At 65.2% G+C, this 17,796-nt stretch carries 18 protein-coding genes; 8 read left to right on the forward strand and 10 right to left on the reverse strand.

Going from position 1 to position 17,796, the window contains the following annotated elements; all coding sequences use genetic code 11:
* Positions 1–11 precede the first annotated feature (11 nt).
* Positions 12–1,841, reverse strand: coding sequence for a DUF1302 domain-containing protein (locus IB274_RS15030; RefSeq protein WP_225614866.1), 1,830 nt, complete (start codon positions 1,839–1,841; stop codon positions 12–14).
* 84 nt (positions 1,842–1,925) lie between these two features.
* Positions 1,926–2,771, reverse strand: a complete 846-nt coding sequence (locus IB274_RS15035; RefSeq protein ID WP_192432730.1) for an AraC family transcriptional regulator ligand-binding domain-containing protein — start codon at positions 2,769–2,771, stop codon at positions 1,926–1,928.
* A 96-nt stretch (positions 2,772–2,867) separates the two neighbouring features.
* Here IB274_RS15035 and IB274_RS15040 point away from each other — a divergent pair, with 96 nt between their 5' ends.
* Together IB274_RS15040 and IB274_RS15045 are read left to right on the forward strand one after the other, a co-directional pair.
* Positions 2,868–3,806, forward strand: a complete 939-nt coding sequence (locus tag IB274_RS15040; protein WP_192432731.1) for a LysR family transcriptional regulator — start codon at positions 2,868–2,870, stop codon at positions 3,804–3,806.
* A 44-nt stretch (positions 3,807–3,850) separates the two neighbouring features.
* Positions 3,851–4,891 carry an AraC family transcriptional regulator gene (locus IB274_RS15045; RefSeq protein ID WP_192432732.1) on the forward strand — a complete coding sequence of 347 codons (1,041 nt, stop codon included), beginning with the start codon at positions 3,851–3,853 and terminating at the stop codon, positions 4,889–4,891.
* A gap of 31 nt (positions 4,892–4,922) precedes the next feature.
* On the opposite strand, the gene IB274_RS15050 is transcribed toward IB274_RS15045, so the two are convergent.
* Entirely contained in the window at positions 4,923–5,849 is a 927-nt protein-coding gene (locus tag IB274_RS15050; RefSeq protein WP_192432733.1) for a cation diffusion facilitator family transporter, read from the reverse strand.
* Positions 5,850–6,227: 378 nt separating this feature from the next.
* Between IB274_RS15050 and IB274_RS15055 the strand changes: the two genes are divergently transcribed.
* Positions 6,228–6,659 (forward strand): hypothetical protein, encoded by a 432-nt coding sequence (locus tag IB274_RS15055; RefSeq protein ID WP_192432734.1) that lies wholly within the window; start codon positions 6,228–6,230, stop codon positions 6,657–6,659.
* A 28-nt stretch (positions 6,660–6,687) separates the two neighbouring features.
* On the opposite strand, the gene IB274_RS15060 is transcribed toward IB274_RS15055, so the two are convergent.
* A complete protein-coding gene (locus tag IB274_RS15060) occupies positions 6,688–8,214 on the reverse strand; it encodes an MDR family MFS transporter (RefSeq protein WP_192432735.1) in 1,527 nt (508 codons plus the stop codon).
* Positions 8,215–8,270: 56 nt separating this feature from the next.
* Positions 8,271–8,936, reverse strand: coding sequence for a TetR/AcrR family transcriptional regulator (locus IB274_RS15065; RefSeq protein ID WP_192432736.1), 666 nt, complete (start codon positions 8,934–8,936; stop codon positions 8,271–8,273).
* A gap of 277 nt (positions 8,937–9,213) precedes the next feature.
* Here IB274_RS15065 and IB274_RS15070 point away from each other — a divergent pair, with 277 nt between their 5' ends.
* On the forward strand, positions 9,214–9,735 hold the full coding sequence (locus tag IB274_RS15070; protein ID WP_192432737.1) for a ProQ/FinO family protein: 522 nt from the start codon (positions 9,214–9,216) through the stop codon (positions 9,733–9,735).
* A gap of 226 nt (positions 9,736–9,961) precedes the next feature.
* Here IB274_RS15070 and IB274_RS15075 read toward each other — a convergent pair whose 3' ends face one another.
* From IB274_RS15075 to IB274_RS15085, 3 genes are all read right to left on the reverse strand, one after another.
* Positions 9,962–11,596 (reverse strand): mechanosensitive ion channel family protein, encoded by a 1,635-nt coding sequence (locus tag IB274_RS15075; RefSeq protein ID WP_225614867.1) that lies wholly within the window; start codon positions 11,594–11,596, stop codon positions 9,962–9,964.
* A 213-nt stretch (positions 11,597–11,809) separates the two neighbouring features.
* Complete coding sequence (locus IB274_RS15080) at positions 11,810–12,451, reverse strand: DUF1109 domain-containing protein (protein WP_192432738.1); 642 nt, start codon at positions 12,449–12,451, stop codon at positions 11,810–11,812.
* The gene (locus IB274_RS15085; protein ID WP_192432739.1) at positions 12,438–13,028 is read right to left on the reverse strand and encodes a sigma-70 family RNA polymerase sigma factor; all 591 of its coding nucleotides are present in this window, start codon (positions 13,026–13,028) and stop codon (positions 12,438–12,440) included. Before IB274_RS15085 ends, IB274_RS15080 begins: the two co-directional genes overlap by 14 nt.
* Before the next feature lie 230 nt (positions 13,029–13,258).
* Between IB274_RS15085 and IB274_RS15090 the strand changes: the two genes are divergently transcribed.
* The 4 genes from IB274_RS15090 to IB274_RS15105 are packed head-to-tail and all read left to right on the forward strand — an operon-like array spanning position 13,259 to position 15,626.
* The gene (locus tag IB274_RS15090; RefSeq protein ID WP_192432740.1) at positions 13,259–13,546 is read left to right on the forward strand and encodes a DUF2282 domain-containing protein; all 288 of its coding nucleotides are present in this window, start codon (positions 13,259–13,261) and stop codon (positions 13,544–13,546) included.
* 16 nt (positions 13,547–13,562) lie between these two features.
* Entirely contained in the window at positions 13,563–14,396 is an 834-nt protein-coding gene (locus IB274_RS15095) for a DUF692 domain-containing protein (RefSeq protein WP_192432741.1), read from the forward strand.
* Positions 14,393–15,148, forward strand: a complete 756-nt coding sequence (locus IB274_RS15100; RefSeq protein WP_192432742.1) for a DNA-binding domain-containing protein — start codon at positions 14,393–14,395, stop codon at positions 15,146–15,148. Before IB274_RS15095 ends, IB274_RS15100 begins: the two co-directional genes overlap by 4 nt.
* Positions 15,149–15,158: 10 nt before the next feature.
* Positions 15,159–15,626, forward strand: a complete 468-nt coding sequence (locus IB274_RS15105; RefSeq protein WP_192432743.1) for a DoxX family protein — start codon at positions 15,159–15,161, stop codon at positions 15,624–15,626.
* A 95-nt stretch (positions 15,627–15,721) separates the two neighbouring features.
* On the opposite strand, the gene IB274_RS29665 is transcribed toward IB274_RS15105, so the two are convergent.
* Together IB274_RS29665 and IB274_RS29965 are read right to left on the reverse strand one after the other, a co-directional pair.
* Entirely contained in the window at positions 15,722–16,576 is an 855-nt protein-coding gene (locus tag IB274_RS29665; RefSeq protein WP_318652881.1) for an autotransporter outer membrane beta-barrel domain-containing protein, read from the reverse strand.
* Positions 16,471–17,784: a hypothetical protein gene (locus IB274_RS29965; protein WP_318652877.1), complete on the reverse strand. Its 1,314-nt coding sequence runs from the start codon at positions 17,782–17,784 to the stop codon at positions 16,471–16,473. Before IB274_RS29965 ends, IB274_RS29665 begins: the two co-directional genes overlap by 106 nt.
* Between the last annotated feature and the right edge of the window lie 12 nt (positions 17,785–17,796).

The raw sequence follows: 17,796 nt of genomic DNA on the forward strand, positions 1-17,796 counted from the left end.
GGGGCAGTTCCTCAGAAGTCGACCTTGGCGCTGACGCTGTAGAAGTCGCGGTCGTCGAGCGTGCTGTACTTGTTGGAGCCGAAGAAGCTGTTGTAGCCGAACTCCAGGCTGTAATCGTTCAGGTAGTTGAAGGCCAGCGACAGGCCGGCGGCCATCTGCCCTTCCTGGAACGGGCCGCCCGGATCGTAGGAGTAGCCCTCGACGTCGTGGCGGAAGTTCAGGCTGGGCAGCATGTTCACCCCCGGCAGCACGTCGCTGTATTCCAGGCCGGCGCGCAGGCGGTAACCCCACGACCAGGGCGTGGTGAAGCCGTCGTCGGTGCAGTAGCGGTTGGTCACGCCACTGGCCGCGGTGTTGCACTTGCTGCCATTGAGCGGCGCGCTGCGGCCGAAGGCGGAGTTGCGCCCCAGGCGTTCGTCGCCGACATCGCCCACATGCACCACGCCGGCTTCGCCGAGCAGGGTCAGGCGGGTGGCGCCGAGCACGTTGTCGACGATCTGGGTGGCCGAGGCGGTCATCTGCCACACCGGCTTGCGCTCCCAGCCGTCCAGGGTCTGGCCGGTGGTGGAGGCGTTGGCCGGCACGTCAGTGATCGACGAGCTGCCGCCGGGGCCGGTGATCATTGCCACGTTCATGTCCGGGCCGTTGAGCGCCACCGGCATGTTCGGCCGGTAGCTCAGCTCCGCCGCCAGCGAGGTGCCCCAACCGGGCAGAGCGCCGTTGATGCTCAGGCCGTAGAGATGGATGTCCTCCGGGAAGGCAGCGGCGTAGACCGGTCCCTGAACGTGGCCGATGGGAAAGCTGCCCGGTTTGCTGACGTCGCGCGCGGTGAGCTGCAGGTACGGCAGGCGCGCGTGATAGTTGACGTAGTAGAAGGCCGCCTCGGCATCGTTCAGCGAACTGATCAGGGTGCGCAGGGCAACGCCCCACTGGCCCTGGTCGGACGGGTCCTGGTCGTCGCCGTGGGAGGCGTACAGGCCGCTGGCCTGCATCTGTGTATCGGTCAGCGTCTGGCTCAGGTACAGCGGGCCGCAACCGGGCTGGATGGCGTCGCTGGTAGCGAAGAAGGTGCCGCAGCCGTCGAGCACGCTGGGCCGCCAGTTGTACTGGTAGAAGCCTTCCAGGTTGACCTTGTCGGTCAGACCGAGGTTGAACGAGAGCATCTCCACCGGCAGCTGGCCTTCCTTGATGTCCACGCCGGGCTTGTTGAAGGCGCTGTAGTCCAGCGGGTTGATCACGTTGATGCCGTTCTGGATCAGGATCGACTCGCCCCAGGACAGCACCTGCTTGCCGAGCTTGAGGTTCAGCGGGTGCTCGTCGACGTCGAAGTCCTTCCACACGTAGGCGTCGAGGGCGTCGAAGCCGTGGTAGCGCGCCAGGGTCGGCCAGCCGCTGTCGTCGAAGTCCTTGAAGCGGCCGTCGCCAGTCTCGTAGGCGTGGTCGTACCAGTACTTGAAGCGCACGAAGGCGCCCTGCCCGTCGCCCTCCAGGCTGAAGTCGGTAAGGCCCTTGAACATCTGCGAGATGGGGTCGCCCTTCTTGAAGTTCAGGCGGTTGTCGTCGGCGCTCACGCTGGTGCCGTCGGCATTGGTGATGTGCTGGGCCTGGATGGCGTTGGCGTGGGTCATCAGGTGGCGATCGGGGTCCTGCGCCGACCAGCTCGCCCCCAGGCTCAGGGTGGTCTTGGTGGACAGGTTCCAGTCATCGTTCAGCTCGAAGGTGGTGGCCTGTGCGCCAAAGGCGCTACTGACCGCCAGGGCAAGCAGTAGAGGTCTGGCAATGCAGTGCTGGCGCTGCCCCACAAATGCGAGGGGGACAGGGGCCGGATGGATTCTTGTCATTATGGGCTCCGGATGGGTGGTACCGCCGGCCAACCATGAGGGGCGCGGGCGCGGCAACCACAAGCCGGGGCCGACAAATTCCGATCATGCCGGGCACTGGCCGAGACGGAACTGCTTGGGCGTGACACCGAAGCGCTTGCGGAAGGCGCGGATGAAGTTGCCGCTCTGCCGGTAGCCGATGCGCTCGGCGATCCGCTCGATGGGCTGGTCGGATGAGCGCAGCCAGATACGCGCCAGGCTCAGGCCGTCGCCCTCCCCGGATTCCCTCGCATTGCCCCATTGGCGACGCAGGCTCTGGTAGAGGAATTCGTTGGCGCCCGTCAGCGGAGTCGCCAGCAGCTCCGTGGGTAGAAGCAGGAATGGCGAAGGCGCCACTCGGCAGGGCACGCCCCATTCGCCGAGCGTCGAGGCGCAGCGCTGTTGCGCTGCGATGCCAGCTTCCCGGCACGCCTGCGCCGCCGGTAGTCCGACACGGCGGGCAATGTTGCGGATCAGGGTCAGCACGGCGGCATCCAGACCGAAGTGGTGCAGGTCGTCGCGCACCAGCTCCAAGACCAGGCGGGTGACCTCGCCCTCCTCTTCCAGGCGCGCCTGCACGCAGTTGGTCACCGTCGGCAGGTACTGGCAGAAGGCGGCGAGGCTGGTGCCCAGGTCCGGGGCTGAATCCAGCAGGATGTTCAGCCCCTGCAGGCAATGGGTGGCCATGCTGTTGAGCAGTTCGCAACCGAACTGCGGATTGCCGCTGGCGCGCTCGCACTCGATCCACAGGCGCTCCACCTGATCTGCCGGGATGCGTGCGCGATGATCCGCCAACTGCGCCTCGGCGATCCCTGCCCGAAGGCGCAGCTCTGCCGCGCACAATCCCAGGCGGGCGGCATGCAGGAGGATAGTGCTGGCGAAGGCGCTGGAGGCGAACAGCAAAGGCGACATGAGGCGGCTCCGGTACGGCAGGCGCTTTACTAGACCAGCTGAGTCTGCTATCCATCAAATTCATTCGACTCAACGCTTTTATGCGCAGGATGCATAATGGAACTCAGACAGCTCCGCCACCTGTCCGCCCTCGCCGATTTCCAGAACTACCAGCGCGCCGCCGACGCCATCGGCCTCAGCCAGTCGGCGCTAAGTCGCAGCATCCAATCCCTTGAGCGCGACCTGGACTGCTTGCTGGTGGACCGCCAGAGCCGCGACTTCCGCCTGACCGGCCAGGGCGAGCTGGTGCTACAGCACGCGCGGCGCCTGCTCGCCGGCACCCGTTCGCTACGCAACGAACTGCAGCAGTACAACGGCCTCGACGCCGGCGAGCTGCGCTTCGGCTGCGGCCCTTATCCGGCGCAACTGCTCGTGCCCGAGGCGATGGCCGACTTCATCCGCGCACACCCCGCAATCAATGTCGGCTTTCTGATGGGCGACTGGGAACAGATGGCGCAGTTGCTCAGGGAGGAACAGGTCGAATTCTTTGTCGGCGATGCCCGCGAGTTCGCCGACGATCCTGCGTATCAAGTGCGCTGGATGGAGTTCCGCCCCGGCCGCTTCTTCTGCCGCTCCGGCCATCCGCTGGCAGACGAGGCAAAATTGAAGCTGGCCGACCTGCTCGACTACCCGCGCGTCGGCACTCGAATTCCGCCGCCGCTGCGCAAGGTGCTGGCCGAGGTGATCGGCGAGCGCGACTTCCACATGAACATCGAGTGCGCGCAGTTCGCGGCGATCCTACACATCGTCGCACGCTCCGACGCGGTCGGCCTGGCGGCGGTGGAGGCGCTGCACGACCCAGTGCAGCGTGGCGAGGTGGCTCTGCTGAAGATCACCGACATTCCGCAGGACCGCCCCGAACTGCGCCTGCACTACGGCATCGTCAGCCGCGCCGGCTTCAGTCTTTCACCGGCTGCGCAGGCGATGGTCGAGGCAATCTTCGCGGCGGACGAGCGCCTGCCGCGCGGGCTTGTCGTTACCAAGCGCAATGCGTAAGGTCGTCCGCCCGTCCCCACCGGTTCGTCGAGTCATCTCACGCCATGAGCCCAGATTCCGCCCATTCCTCCAACGCCTTCTACGCGCCGACGCTACTGCCGGCCGTGGAGGAGTTGCTCGCACGCGGTGTTTCCGCCGTGGAGTTGGAGGCCTGCATGCGCCGCACGCTGCTGGAGCTGCGCACGCCGCTGGTGCGCGTGCCACTGTTCCTCTCCCGACGCTTCTGGGACCTGGCCGAGCGAGCCAGCGGCGATGTTGCCATCGGCCTGCTGGCGGGCAAGCGCTTCGTGTCGACCCTGACCAACGGGCTGACCTACCTGTTCGATGTGGCACCAACCCTGGAAGCGGCCTGCACCTACTTCGCCCGTTACTTCCCCTACTTCAACGGATCGCTGCACATCGAACTGCGCACGGAGGGTGACCACATCGCCCTGGTGCTCTCCGAGTGCGGCGCGCTGCTGTCCGGCCGGCAGAGCCGCGACTACACCCTGGTCGGCATCTGCAGCTTGCTGCGGCGCAAGCTGCTGGCCAGCGGCCTCGCCCAGGACCCGCTGCTCAGCATCCAGTTGCCCGGCCACGCACCAGCAAACGCAGAGCTCTATGAGCAGACACTGCGCGCGCCCCTGCATTGGCGCAGCGATGCCTCGGAGATTGTGCTGCAACTGCAGCCCGCGCTATTCCGCCACCCGCTGTCTCCTTGGAACTCCGAACTGGAGGCCACCCTGGTCGGCATCGTCGAGCAGGCGCGCGGGCAGACCCAGAGAACCCTGCTGGACGAAGCCGCCGATCATATCGCCAGCACCCTGACAGAGGGTGCGAGTTTCCAGTCCTTCTGCAGGACGCGCCACCTGACTGAGCGCACCGCCGCACGACGACTGCTCAGCCACGGCTGGCGCTACAGCGAGCTGCTTGATGAGCAGCGCCGCTACAGGGCGCTGGATCTGCTGGATGATGCGACGCTGTCACTCGCGCAGATCACCGACCTGCTCGGCTACAGTGACCTGCAGAGCTTCTCCCGGGCCTTCGGCCGCTGGTACGACAGCAGCCCGGGAGCCTGGCGCGAGGCGCGCTTGCGCGAAGGATGAGCGCGGCCATGATCGGCGTGGTGTAAAGCGCTCAGCGGGTCCAGAGCGGATCGGTGGTAAAGGCGATGGTCAGCCAGCGATTGGGGCCTTCGCCGCCGATGGCCTCGCCGATCTCGTCGCGCAGCTTGTCCCACTCGGCGAGGGTCTGTGCCGGCCAACTCGGCGGGACGATGAAGTACAGCTCGATCTGCTGCGCCCGTCCGACCTTGGCGACATAGGCCTGGTACGCCACGAAGCCGTGCTGCGAGACGGTGGCCGCGGCCACCTCGTCGACGTGCTCCTTGAGCTCCGGCGGGGTGACCAGCAGGATGTCCTTGAAGGCCTGGCGGATGGTCAGGAAGGGAATCGGCAGGATCACCAGGCAGATCAGCGCCAGCACCGCCGGGTCGACATAGGGGCCGATGTGCGCGTAGCCGCTCACGGTGGCCACGTCACCCACCAGGAAGGCGATCAGCAAGGCCAGGGAAATGCTGCCGGACATCACCCAGGACTTCGCGTCCAGGGCGACGAAGTCCGAGGCGATGCGCTTGTTGGCGCGGAACTGCACCGCCGCCAGGGAGAAACAGACCAGCGTGGCAACCGACGCATAGAGGATGGCGAAGCCGAACTCCAGCGCATGGCCGCCCGTGAGCAGCCGGCCAATGGCGTTGATCAGCGCGTAAAGCGTGACGCCTGACAGCAGTGTGCCGTTGAGCGCCAGCACCATGGGTTCCAGATGCCAGAAGCCCATGTTGAAGCGCTCGGCCAGGCGCCGGCTGGCATCGCCCTCGGTGGTATGGCGGCGGATCAGGGTGGCAACCATCAGCGCCAGGCCGCTCATGCTGGCATCGGCCAGGGAATAGACACCGTCGAAGACGATGGAGAAGGATCCCGAAAGCAGGCCGACGATGATCCCGAAACCGGCCAGCAGGACGGTGACGATGATGGAAAGCTGCAGGATGCCCTGTTCTGTTTTCATGACTGGCGTGCTCCTCGCGCCTTGAGTGGTTGCGCAGCCGGAGGCAGACCCGATGGGCGCTGGCGGCTTCGCTGGGGGGCGCGACTATATGCCAGCGCCGGCACCAAGGCTATTGGCGCCCGGGCAAAGTCGCCGTGCACTTTCGCAAGGGGGCGGACGGCAAATGCTGGCCACTTGCATGCAGCGAGCCAGCATTGGCCGTGCCATGACAATGCTGCCACTGGCAACGTAAGCTTCGCGCAACCCGGCCGAGCCCCTTGGATTGTCAACAGGGCCGTACTGGGAAGGATTGCTCAAGGAATCGCAGCAATACCCGGCACGAACGTCTTGCACAACCCGTTCGTTGCACAGGCTTATCGCCACACACAAGGAAGCGTCATGCGTAGCGTCAATCTCCTGGTCATGTTTACGGTTTCCGTCATCAGCGCACTGTCGGGTGCGTTCAATCTGCTGAACGGGGTCAAGCACTACCCCAACAGCTTGCCCTTGACGGTGCTGCTCGTGGGCCTTTCGCTGATCTCGTTCGCCTACGCACTCCTGCTGCTGAAACCCGCCGAGAAAGGCAGTCCAGGGCAATGGCTGATTCTTCTGCTTTATGCGATCAGCGCCGTCTCCGGGACCACCGCATGCGGCATCCTCGGTACGCTCCCCTACATCATGCAAAGCATGGCTTTGAGCCTCGCCCCGGCGTTGAACCGCCTTTCGCTCCCCTTCCTGGCTTGCGCCTTCCTTGCCGTGGCCCCCTACGTCCTGGCAATTGTCTACGTGCGCCGGCAGAGTGCAGCCCCTCGCCTGAATGCGGGTCAGTAGTCAGCAGATCTGCCTCTTCCGAGCAAACTCAGGCCTTGCGCAGCGGCACCTCCTGCAGCAACCACGACAGCGCGAAGGCCACCGCGCTGACCAGGCACGCCACCAGGAACACCCAGTGCATCGACCCGGAGAACGCCTTCAGGTAGGCCTGCTGCATGGCCACCGGCAAGGCATGCACATCGGCCGGCGACAGGTTGGCCGGGGAGCCGGCGCCAGCCGGGAAGTTGCTGGCGAGCCGGCTCATCAGTTCGTGCGAGAACAGCGCACCGAATACCGAGACGCCGATGGAGCCGCCGATGGAGCGGAACAAGGTGGCGCCAGAGGTGGCCACCCCCATGTGACGGAACTCGACGCTGTTCTGCACCGCCAGGATCAGCACCTGCATGACCATGCCCAGCCCCGCGCCCAGCAGAGCCATGTAGAGATTCATCTGCAGCATCGACGACTGCAGGTCGAGACGGCTGAGCAGCGCCAGGGCGATCACCTGCAGCAGGGTGCCGAGGATCGGGAAGACCCGGTAGCGCCCCCAGCGGCTGATCAGCCGGCCGGTGACCGCCGAGACCACCAGCATCGCGCCCATCAGCGGCAGCATCTGCAGGCCCGCGCTGGTCGGCGTGGCGTCCTTGACCACCTGCATGTACAGCGGCAGGAAAGTCACCGAGCCGAACAGCGAAACACCGACAGTGAAGCTGATCAGCCCCGCCAACACGAAGGTGCGGTGGCGGAACAGATGCAGCGGCATGATCGGTTCGGCGGCGATGCGCTGCTCGTGGACGAAACCGATCAACCCGACGACGGCGAAGAGCGCCAGGACCATGATGTCGATCGAGGTCCATTTCAGGGTGCTGCCGCCCAGGCTGGTGATCAGCACCAGCGAGGCCAGCGCCAGAGTCAGGAAGAAGGCACCGAAGTAGTCGATGACGTGCTTGACCCGCGCCACATGAGGGCGGAACGCGCTGCCGATCACCAGCAGGGCGAGCAGTCCCAGCGGCAGGTTGATGTAGAAGATCCAGCGCCAGGACAGTTGCTCGACCAGAAAGCCGCCCACCAGAGGGCCAACCACGGTGGCGAGGCCGAACACACCGCCGAACAGCCCCTGGTAGCGACCGCGTTCGGCCGGAGGGATGACATCGCCGATGGCCGCCATCGCCACCACCATCAGGCCTCCCCCGCCCAGGCCCTGAAGCGCGCGCAGGAGAATCAACTGCGTCATGTTCTGCGCCATCCCGCAGAGCGCCGACCCCACCAGGAACAGAACGATGGCGGTCTGCAGCACCAGCTTGCGCCCGTACAGGTCGCCGAACTTGCCATACAACGGCACTACGACGGTGGACGCCAGCAGGTAGGCGGTCACCACCCAGGACAGCAGGTGCAGGCCACCCAACTCACCGACGATGGTCGGCAAGGCGGTGGAGACGATGGTCTGGTCCAACGCCGCGAGGAACATCACCAGCAGCAGCGCTGCCAGCAACAGGGGAATGGAGGGGCGTACAGCCCCGGCGTCGGTTGCCGGACTCGCGTGGCTGGCCAGGGTTTGATCGGAAGCCGGTTGCATGGAGCAGACCTGAAAAGAGGGAACGTCGTTGCGCGGGAATGCAGTTGCGTGCGGACTCAGGAGTCCGCCGAGGTGGCCCTCAGTTGGTACTGCCGGCCCACCTCCCGCAGGCCCGCCAGAGCAAAACCGTAAAGCTGCGCGGTGACCACTTCACCGGGCATGTCGAGGATGTCGCGAAGGGCGCCCCGGCCGCCGCGGGGGCCGATCAGCAGCATCGCCCAGGGCGCGGTCACGCTGAGGATGCAGGGGACCAGCGTGGGCTCATCCGGCGGTATCCCGGTAATCTCGCTGAACAGCTGCTTGAGCAGTGTCAGCTTCAGCGTCTTCTGCGGATGCAGCACTTCCTGGCCATGGCTGCTGGGCGCCAGGGCTTCGGCGGCGAGCACTCGCAGGTGCCAGCTCTCCCGACCGCGCGACGCCTTGCGCACGACCAGCTCGGTCAGCGCGAGCAACTTGTCCGGCGCCGGCTGCTCGGCCTGGATGATCCGCTGCAGGTCGGCGATGTCGAGAAAGCGCCGCCGGGCCTCCCCCAGCACCGCCTGGTAAAGACCGCTGCGGCTGCCGAAGTGGTAGTTGATCGAAGCCAAGTCCACTTCTGCCTTCGCGGCCACCGCCTTGTTGCTGGTTTCAGCGAAGCCGAGGGTCGCGAGCAGCTCACCGGCAGCCTCGAGGATGCGGATGCGGGTCGCTTCACCGTCTTTACGGGATTCGCGGGAGGCCATGGCTACTCCTGGGCACAAGAAAAGATGGGGGCCAGCCTGCCGCAGGGGAAATCTAAATTCAATTTAAATTTAATATTCGCGACGAACTGCGCCCCAGCGACGGCTTCGGAATCAGCCACCTAAGCCCGCCGGAGCGCTTTGCGCAGAGCCTCTGTCAGCCTTGGATTCATCCTTTGCCGACGAAAACAGCGACGATTTGTGCTGATACAGGTGATCCGGAGAGCTGTATGGAATAACCTTGCACCACGCAATCAACCTCGAAGCTGTGAATTGAACGATGGGTTTTGAACAACTAGCTGGGCTACGTGACCGCCTGCGGGCAGAAAAAGAGCAGGCCAAGGCCGCTAATGAGAAGCGCCGCAAGCCGAAGTCCTCATCGCAGGAGAAACCTCGTGAGCAGGATCCTGCGCTGGAAGCGATCTGGCGCTTGCAGCGGCATTTTCCGTTGGCCTTCCCGGTGAATCCGGCGCCCAAGGTTCCGCTCAAGGAGGGGATTCTCAAGGATGCCGAGCAACACCTGGCGCAACTCGGGATTACCAGCGAGCAACTCAAATTGGGCGTCGCGGCCTGGTGCAAGGGCGCCCGTTACTGGGCCAGCATGGTGGAGAACGCGCCGCGCCTGGACTTGAACGGCCAGCCCGTCGGCACCGTAACCGCCGCCCAGGCACTGCACGCGAAGCAGCAAGCTTCCCGGCAACGCAGCCAGGAGCGCCGTAATCGCGAGAAGCTGAAAAACCGCACTCCCGCCGCCGATACCACCACTGGCGCCGCTGCCACTGAAGCTCAGTCTTCGGAGTGAACGTGGCCGCGTACTGCATCGCATCGGCCATCACCCACTGGGTGACTGTCCGATGCGGCAGCCCGCTTCCGCCCAGATGCTGCTGACTATTTGCCTTCGGCCAGGAGCGAGCATTGGCTTGGTATACGCAGAGGATGGCCGCCATTGCGGCAATCGCTCACACTCCCCCGGTCTGCGCAACGACGACCGTTGACGATAGAAAACTGGCTAGGAAGAAAGCGCGCCTCTAGTCCGCCTCAGGGGGACTTGCAGGCGCTGCGTACCAGTTTTCACGCGACACCACCTTTTCCACGCCGGGATCGCCCAGGTAATGCGGCGACATGATCTGCACGCCGTATTCGTTGAACACGTCCTGGATGTGGGCATGCAGCATGCTCAGCAGTTGGGCCCGTGGACGCGGCTCGCTGGGAATGGCCTGGGCGACCAGCCGGTATTCGGGATAGAAGTCCGACAGGGCTGTCTGGAACACGTAAGGCGGTGGAACCTGCAAGATGCCATCCGTACGCCGGGCGGCCTCGATGAGCATCGCTTCAACCTGGCGCCAGGGAGTGTCATAGCCAATGGTGACCACGGTGTCGACGACGTACCCCTGCCCCTGCACTATCCGCGAGTAATTCTTGGTGACCGAACCGGTGATCATCGAGTTCGGCAATGTCAGGACCTCTCCTAGGCCGGTGCGGATAGTGGTGTTGAACATGCCGACCTCCGTCACCGTGCCCTCGTGATCACCGATGCGCACGAACTCCCCGGCACGCAGCGTCCGCGAGTAGGTCAGGATCAGGCCGGAAGCAGCCTGCCCCACCACGCTGGAAGCCCCCAGCGAGATCATCAGGCCCACGAGCACCGACAGTCCCTTGAATGCCTCGGTGCCCGAACCGGGCAAGTAGGGATAGGCCATCACCACGGCGAACAGCCAGATAGCGAGCGAGGTCAGGCGCGTAGTGGGCTGGAGGGTTTCTTCGGTCAGCCAGCGAATGGTGCCAGGCCGTGACAGGCGCTCCAGCAGCCTTTTGCTGAATCCGCTGATGCCCCGGGCGATGAAGAAGATCATCACGGCGACGGCAATGCCCGGTATCGCGCTGACGATCCCGCTGAGCAGGTAATCCGCCAGTCGGAACAGATAGACGTCGAGGCTTTCACCCCAGGGCCGGGTATAGGGGAACTGGGACAGCACATAGCTGAGCCATTCGTAGCTCAGCAGAAACACGACAGCCCAGCAGAAGAGCCAGATCACCCGATCCGCCAGGTAGTACAGGTACTGCATGTCGAACAGCTGAAGTTGCCCCACCTTGATCTGCCGGGCCCGCTCGCGCATCACTTGCGGCAGCCGTCCGCGCAGCTTGCGCCTGAGGAAATGCACCAGCCTCAGCAACAACACGTACAGGACGGTGGCAACAGCGGAGTACCCCACGGCCTTGAGCAGGAATCGAAGGCTGCGCGCCTGGCCGGTCTCTTCGACCACCACCTTGAGGTTCGCGGCAGCCCTCGCTGCGGCCTCCTGTACAGAACCCTCTGGCGACTCGACGTCCTGTGGCGAAACGATGAAGGCGCGTCGGCCACCCAGCAGCACCATGTAGCTGTGGAGGATGGGGGCGGTACTGACTTGCAGGTCGTCGGTCCCCTGCAGCACCTCCTCGATCACGGCCTTGGCCCGTTGCTGCCGGCCGATCGGCGTCTCACCCAGCAAGGTCGCGCGGAACACAACGATGCTGCGGTTGGCGATCTTCAACTCCACAGGGTCGGCGGCGACGCCCTCGGCTACCTCGGTAACTGAAGTAGCCTCAGCGCAAACCACAGACGCGTAGGCCACCCCCAACACGACAAGCATCAAGCTGAGCCTTGCGCCGATCCAACGCCCCATTCCATTTCTCCCTGGAAGTACCGCCAACCCACCAATCACAAACTGAATCAAGCGTAGCCAGCTTCTGGAGGTCCGGAGCAGGACATCCCAGGAAGGGCGCTCTGATTCGGTAGAGTTCGCCCAGCGGAGGTGACGGCCCGAAGACACTCAAATGCGGCGAGGGCCATCCAGTTCCGGCATGTCCAACGCATTTCCCGGGTTCTTGGCGTTCGGTTACCAACGCAACAGGCGTGGCCCGAGCACCGCTCCCAGCAGCGTGGGGAGAAGCATGCCGAGCAGATACCAGACGCCCCAGAACGGAATGCCCCTCTCGGGGCAGTGCAGGCAGTACGCCAATGTCGCAGTGGCTCCCGCCAACAGCCCGCCAGCCGCTCCAGCAATACGCAAGCGGGTCGGAGCGAGGCCGCGTAGCGCCCAGAACACCCCGATGAAGGTCGGCACCGAGAGCAGCGCAATGTTCAGCGGACAGGTGCGCCAGGTCTTGCCCAGAATCAGGCCGGCGCGAGCTTCGGCGGGTACTCCGGCCAGCTCAACCGCTCCGCCAATCCACACCAGAAGCACGGGCAACACCAGCAGCGCCCAGGCCACGCCTCCGCTCACTCCTGGCCGCGCTAGGCGACTGCTCAGCCACAAGGCAAGGGGAGCCAGACTACCGGGCAGCGCGACCTTGGCCCAGAACAGCGGCGTGCGCGCCACCTCGCCCAGGTCAGGGCGTACGCCGAAGATTGCCGCCATCAGCAGCAATGCGCCCAGGGCGCCGGCCAGCAGGGCGATGGCGAAGCGCTTGCCCAGGGCGTGACGGTCGACTGCGCCCTCGCCAGCGCTCAGCAGGTCGATCAGTTCATTGGTCTTCATCGCTTCGCAACCCTCGGATGATATTCGCCAGGGCCTTGAGCCCGCGGTGGATGCCGACCTTAACGGCGGAACTGGAAAGCCCGGTGAGGCTGGCGGTTTCCTCCACCGACAGCCCTTCCAGCTTCACATGAACAATCGGCAAGCGCTGCTTGTCGGGCAGTCGCTGCAGCAGCTTGCCGAGGTCGCGGCTGGCCTGCGCGGGTTCGCCATCCTCGACGGCGAACAGTTCTCCCTCGTCATCCGCCAGCGGATCGTGGAGCGCCTCCCGGCGCGCAAAAGCGCGGAAGTGGTCGGCCAGCTTGTAGCGCGCGATTGCCTGCACCCAGACGGTCAGAGGCTGCTCGGCACGGTAGGTGTGGCGGGCATTGTGGACCGCCAGCAGCACTTCCTGCAGCAGGTCTTCGACCTCGCCGGGGCGCTGGCTCAGGCGCCGGCCCAGGAAGGCCCGCAGGTGCGTACCGAGTGCGCTGAGGAATTCGCGATAGGCCCTGTCGTCACCGTCCATGCCACGCAGCAGGAGTGCCTGCAGCTGCGCCTCACGCGCGATCAACGCTTCCTGGCTGGTAGTTCGTTGCATCGACCGTCCTGGTTACAGCGAAGGTGAATTCTTTGCCGATCCCGCCCCAGCCTGCTGGCGTGCCGCCGGCCCGCGGAGAAAACAGGCCTTCGTTCAATACGTTAGGGCCACGTCGAGAAATTCTCAAAAAAATTTCGCGGCGTTGTAACCGGACCGTCTCCTCCGGCGAACTACTCATCGAGCCGCCGGAAAGCCTTCCACGGCCCTTCAATCGAACGGGAGACCACACCATGAAAACCCTGACCCTCGCCACCGCCGCCCTCGCCCTTGCCGCGATCACTGGTAGCGCCCTGGCCGACGACATGAACACCAAGGCCAGCAATGGCGCGGCCATGGAAAAATGCTACGGCGTCGCCATGGCCGGCAAGAACGACTGCAAGGCCGGCGCGGGCACCACCTGCGCAGGCAGCGCCAAGAAAGACTATGACGGCATGCACTGGAAGAACGTTCCGGCCGGCACCTGCACCACGATCAAGACGCCCCATGGCATGGGCTCGCTGACCCCGAGCAAAGCCTGAGCCAAGGCCGCCGACCATGAACGCACTCCACCAATCGGGCGCCGGGCTGGGGCTGAAGGGCGACCACTACGCCCAAGCCCTGGCCTGCTCCGCCCAAGGGCTCTGGTTCGAGGTACATCCGGAGAACTACATGGTCGGCGGCCCCCGCCTTGCCTGGCTGGAGCGGATCGCCGAACGGCATCCGCTATCGCTGCACGGGGTCGCGCTGTCCCTGGCGGCCGATGCTGAACCTGACGAGACGCACCTTCGGCAACTGCGCGCGCTGGTCGAGCACGTGCAACCGCAGTTGATCTCCGAGCACCTGGCCTGGTCGACCTGGCGCGGCCAGTACCTGCCGGATCTGCTGCCCTTCCCGCGCAGCCATGCCGCCCTGGCGCGCATCGGCGACAACATCCAGCGCACTCAGGAAGCCCTGGGCCGGCGCATCGCCATCGAGAACCCCAGCCACTATCTGCGCCTGGAGGGTCACGACTGGGACGAAATCGAATTCCTCACGGAGCTCGCGCTGCGCACCGGCTGCGGCCTGCTGCTCGATGTCAACAACGTGCACGTCAGCGCCCACAACCTCGGCTTCGATGCCAGGCGCTACCTAGACCGCTTCCCGGCGGCGGCCATCCTGGAGATCCACCTGGCCGGCCACAGCTGCGACGAGGGCGGCGAACTGCTGATCGACTCTCACGATGCTCCGGTCGCCGAACCGGTGTGGGCGCTCTATGAGCACCTGATCCAGCGTATCGGCCCAAGGCCGACACTGATCGAGCGCGACGACCATCTGCCTGCCTTCGACGAGTTGCTGGCCGAGCGCGAGCTCGCGCAAGCGATCCTCAACCTGGCGGAGATAAAGCCATGAAGACCTCACTCGGCACATTCCAGGATGCCTTCGTCGATGCCCTCTACCGGCGCCCTGCTCCGACGCTGCGAGGCATGACCACACAGGCGGCCTTCGAGGTGTATCGCAACACCGTGCTCAAGGGTTGTGTCGACGCATTGTGCGACAACTTCCCAACCGTCGAGCGCCTGGTCGGGACGGACTGGATTCGCTCGGCGGCGGCCATTCACGCTCGCGAGATGCCGCCAGACGACACACGCCTGATTCTCTACGGCGAGGGCTTTGCCGATTTCCTCGATGCTTTCGAACCCGCACGGGGACTGCCCTACCTTGGCGCCGTGGCGCGCCTGGACCGGTTATGGACAGAGGCCTTCGTTGCTCCTCAGGAAACGCAGCTCGACCTCGCCAGCCTCGCCGGCATGACCGCCTCGGATCTTGCCGCCGGCCACCTGGAACCACGCGCCTGTGTGCGCTGGTGCTGGTTCTCCGAGCAGCCGATCTACAGCATCTGGCGGTACAACCACGAGACCCTGCCGATTCCGGAGGAACTGCCCTGGCAAGGTGAAGGCGCACTGCTGGTCGGCCATGCCGAGGGCGTCGCCTGGCATGCGCTGGAAGCTGGAGGGTGCGCCTTCCTCGATGCTTGCGCGGCCGGCAACAACCTCGATCGGGCCTCGGCCCTGGCACTCCAGGTGCAGCCGGATCTCGACTTCCACGACCTGCTCGGCCGACTCCTTGGGGCCGGTGTTTTCCGCCCCATCAATCTCGCGTAAGGAGGTCATCATGGACATCGCTCGCACTACTCTCCTCCGCGGCAGCCTGCGCCAAGGCTGGAACCGCATTGCCGACCGCCTGCAGCAACTACTCGGCGACACTGCTCTCTGCCTGGTAGCGCGAGTCGGGATTGCCGCAACCTTCTTCCTCTCCGGACGAACCAAGGTCGAGGGTCTTCTGACCATCACCCCGAGCACCTATGAGCTGTTCCGTACCGAGTACATGCTGCCCCTGGTGCCGCCGCAGATCGCCGCCCACCTGGCGACCTATGCGGAGCACCTCTTCCCGCTGCTACTGGTCGTGGGCCTGTGTACCCGCCTTTCGGCCCTGGCATTGTTGGGAATGACCACGGTGATCGAGGTCTTCGTTTATCCAGACGCCTGGCCCACCCATCTGGTGTGGGCAGGCGTGCTGCTATTGCTGATCGGGCGAGGCGCAGGCAGTTGGTCGCTGGATCGTGCTCTGGGAATAAGGTGATGCAGCCTCCATTAGCAGCCAGACGCAGACATTTGATTACCTGAGCAAAAGCCTGTCGCCGCCAAGCCATCAAATTGACGGCTAACGCTCCCTCTCTAGAACAGATACTTGAACCCGACCATCGCATCGTAGCCGTGGCTATCGCCGTCGAAGGCTTCGCGGTAGCCGGCAGAGACGGTTAAGGTCACCTTCTCGCTGGCCTGATGGTCGATGCCCAGGTTGATCTCGCCCCAGGTGCCATCAATGTCCGCCTCGAACGGGATGTAGCCTGACTGCGACGAGAATTCGGTCTTCGGCTGGCCCTTGAACTCATGCCAGACGCTGGGGCGGACCCAGCCCTGGGTGCGGCGGCGGCTCTTGTCGCTTCCCTCGGCTTCCCAGTCCTTGGCTACGCGCACGCCGAGCCGGCCGATCAAAGATTCCACGTCGCGGAAGCGCACGTCGGCGCCGATGTCGTCGCTGTCGTCGAGGTCCACGTAGCTGTAGATCACCTGGGCCTGGGGCTCGATCCACAGATCCTTGTCCGCCTCGTAGGGGTAGCCGCCCTCCAGCGACCCGGTGTAGCCCCAACCCTTGGTCTTGAGCTTGGACAGTTCATTGGGGCGTGCCTCGATGTCGTACCGGCTGACCTGCAGGACGCCGTCCAGGTACCAACCTTCCTGACCGAAGTGGGTCCAGTAGCCGCCCAGGCTGTACGCCCGTAGCGTGTCGTCGCCGGCATTGCGGCCGGTGTAGTGGCTGACGCCAGCGTCCATGCTGCCGATGCCCAGGGAGAAACCGGCCTGATCGTGACTGCCATCGGCCCGCTCCTTCCGGTACAGGTCGGCGCCCACCTGGAAGGCAGTCAGGTCGTAGTTGTACTCCGGGGTGTTGCCGACTGCGTCCTTGCGGTCGCCGTCCTGCTTGCCGCTGCGGTAGATGACGCGCCCCCACCCCAGGGACGGCCCCAGGTGCTTTCATCCTCGGCGGGCGGTTGTTGCCACGCAGTCGGCCGCTCCTCGCCCACGCGCTCGTGGAGGGTATCGACCAGGGTGCGGTTATAGACCAGGGCCAGTGCAGGGAGCGCGCCATAAAGCGACACCTCGGGACGGAAGTTCGGTGTGCGCGGTTCCGGCGGAAGCGGCGGCCCCGGTGGACCGGGCGGGGCCGGCGGCGTGGGCTCGATATCCGAGCGCAGGTACCACGTCTGCGTTCCGCTGCCATCGGGCGCGCCGCGGTAGAGCTGGTATTCATAGGGGCCGGCCACGACCCGCCGGGCCAGGCTGAAGGCGTTGGCGTCGCTGGCGGCCACGGCGGTATCGAGCAGATTCACCACGGCGATGCCGTTGCCCTCGGTGAGGGCGCCCTGGCCTCCGACATTGTTCACCAGTAGGCCGGTGGCACCACCGCTGCCCGTGGCGGTGGAGTCCACCACCAGCATGTCCGAGCGGCTATTGGCGCCCCCTTCGTTGAGCTCGCTATTGAGCAGCAGGCGGCCACCGTTGGAGACGAACACACCGCCTCCGTTGCTGCCGGCAACCTGCGCGTTGCTGATGAGCAGCACGTTGCCCACCACACTGCCGCCGCCGGTCAGGTCGATCAGCCCGCTATGGGTAAAGGTGCCGACGCCCAGCAGTTGGCCTTGCACCGCCCCGTCCTGCACCGGGGCGTTGGCGCTCTGCCCCAGGGGCAGATAGGCGCCCGTCGCGTCGAAACTCTGGATGCCGCTGCCCGGCTGGGCCGCCAGCGTGAGGGTGCCGCTGTTGTCGATGCGGTTGCCGCTGGCGATGCCGAGATTGCTGACGGCCACCGCCCAGCTATCGCGGACGCCATCGCCATTGCTGTCGGCGAAGTTGCGCACGATCCAGCTGCCTTGGTTGGCGATGCTGACCTGGGAGGTTCCTGCATTGATCGAGCCGACGATCTCGCCGCCGTTATCGATGGTCACGGTGGCATCCGGCCCACTGGCATCGCCCAGGACAGCGTGGTCGCTCAGTGCGCCGATGGTGCCGGTATTGCTCAGCGCCTGGGTCTCGCCAGCCAGGGAGACACCGGTGCTCTGGCCCCAGCCGCCAAGGATGGCCGCGCTGTTGCTGACACTGACTGACCCTCCGACGGTAAGCGCGTCGATGCCCGAGGCGATGCTGCCATGGGTCGTGATGTTGCCGCTGTTCTGCACAATGATCCTGGC

Source organism: Pseudomonas sp. PDM18, from assembly GCF_014852585.1.
Lineage (GTDB): Bacteria > Pseudomonadota > Gammaproteobacteria > Pseudomonadales > Pseudomonadaceae > Pseudomonas.

What these genes read in the sequence shown, in the direction of transcription:
- IB274_RS15100 (WP_192432742.1), top strand. Translation starts at nt 14,393, where the DNA reads ATGAAGACCTCACTCGGCACATTCCAGGATGCCTTCGTCGATGCCCTC.
- IB274_RS15095 (WP_192432741.1), top strand. Translation starts at nt 13,563, where the DNA reads ATGAACGCACTCCACCAATCGGGCGCCGGGCTGGGGCTGAAGGGCGAC.
- IB274_RS15040 (WP_192432731.1), top strand. Translation starts at nt 2,868, where the DNA reads ATGGAACTCAGACAGCTCCGCCACCTGTCCGCCCTCGCCGATTTCCAG.
- IB274_RS15060 (WP_192432735.1), bottom strand. Translation starts at nt 8,214, where the DNA reads ATGCAACCGGCTTCCGATCAAACCCTGGCCAGCCACGCGAGTCCGGCA.
- IB274_RS15050 (WP_192432733.1), bottom strand. Translation starts at nt 5,849, where the DNA reads ATGAAAACAGAACAGGGCATCCTGCAGCTTTCCATCATCGTCACCGTC.
- IB274_RS15090 (WP_192432740.1), top strand. Translation starts at nt 13,259, where the DNA reads ATGAAAACCCTGACCCTCGCCACCGCCGCCCTCGCCCTTGCCGCGATC.
- IB274_RS15045 (WP_192432732.1), top strand. Translation starts at nt 3,851, where the DNA reads ATGAGCCCAGATTCCGCCCATTCCTCCAACGCCTTCTACGCGCCGACG.
- IB274_RS15030 (WP_225614866.1), bottom strand. Translation starts at nt 1,841, where the DNA reads ATGACAAGAATCCATCCGGCCCCTGTCCCCCTCGCATTTGTGGGGCAG.
- IB274_RS15070 (WP_192432737.1), top strand. Translation starts at nt 9,214, where the DNA reads ATGGGTTTTGAACAACTAGCTGGGCTACGTGACCGCCTGCGGGCAGAA.
- IB274_RS15065 (WP_192432736.1), bottom strand. Translation starts at nt 8,936, where the DNA reads ATGGCCTCCCGCGAATCCCGTAAAGACGGTGAAGCGACCCGCATCCGC.
- IB274_RS15035 (WP_192432730.1), bottom strand. Translation starts at nt 2,771, where the DNA reads ATGTCGCCTTTGCTGTTCGCCTCCAGCGCCTTCGCCAGCACTATCCTC.
- IB274_RS15105 (WP_192432743.1), top strand. Translation starts at nt 15,159, where the DNA reads ATGGACATCGCTCGCACTACTCTCCTCCGCGGCAGCCTGCGCCAAGGC.
- IB274_RS15085 (WP_192432739.1), bottom strand. Translation starts at nt 13,028, where the DNA reads ATGCAACGAACTACCAGCCAGGAAGCGTTGATCGCGCGTGAGGCGCAG.
- IB274_RS15080 (WP_192432738.1), bottom strand. Translation starts at nt 12,451, where the DNA reads ATGAAGACCAATGAACTGATCGACCTGCTGAGCGCTGGCGAGGGCGCA.
- IB274_RS15075 (WP_225614867.1), bottom strand. Translation starts at nt 11,596, where the DNA reads ATGGGGCGTTGGATCGGCGCAAGGCTCAGCTTGATGCTTGTCGTGTTG.
- IB274_RS15055 (WP_192432734.1), top strand. Translation starts at nt 6,228, where the DNA reads ATGCGTAGCGTCAATCTCCTGGTCATGTTTACGGTTTCCGTCATCAGC.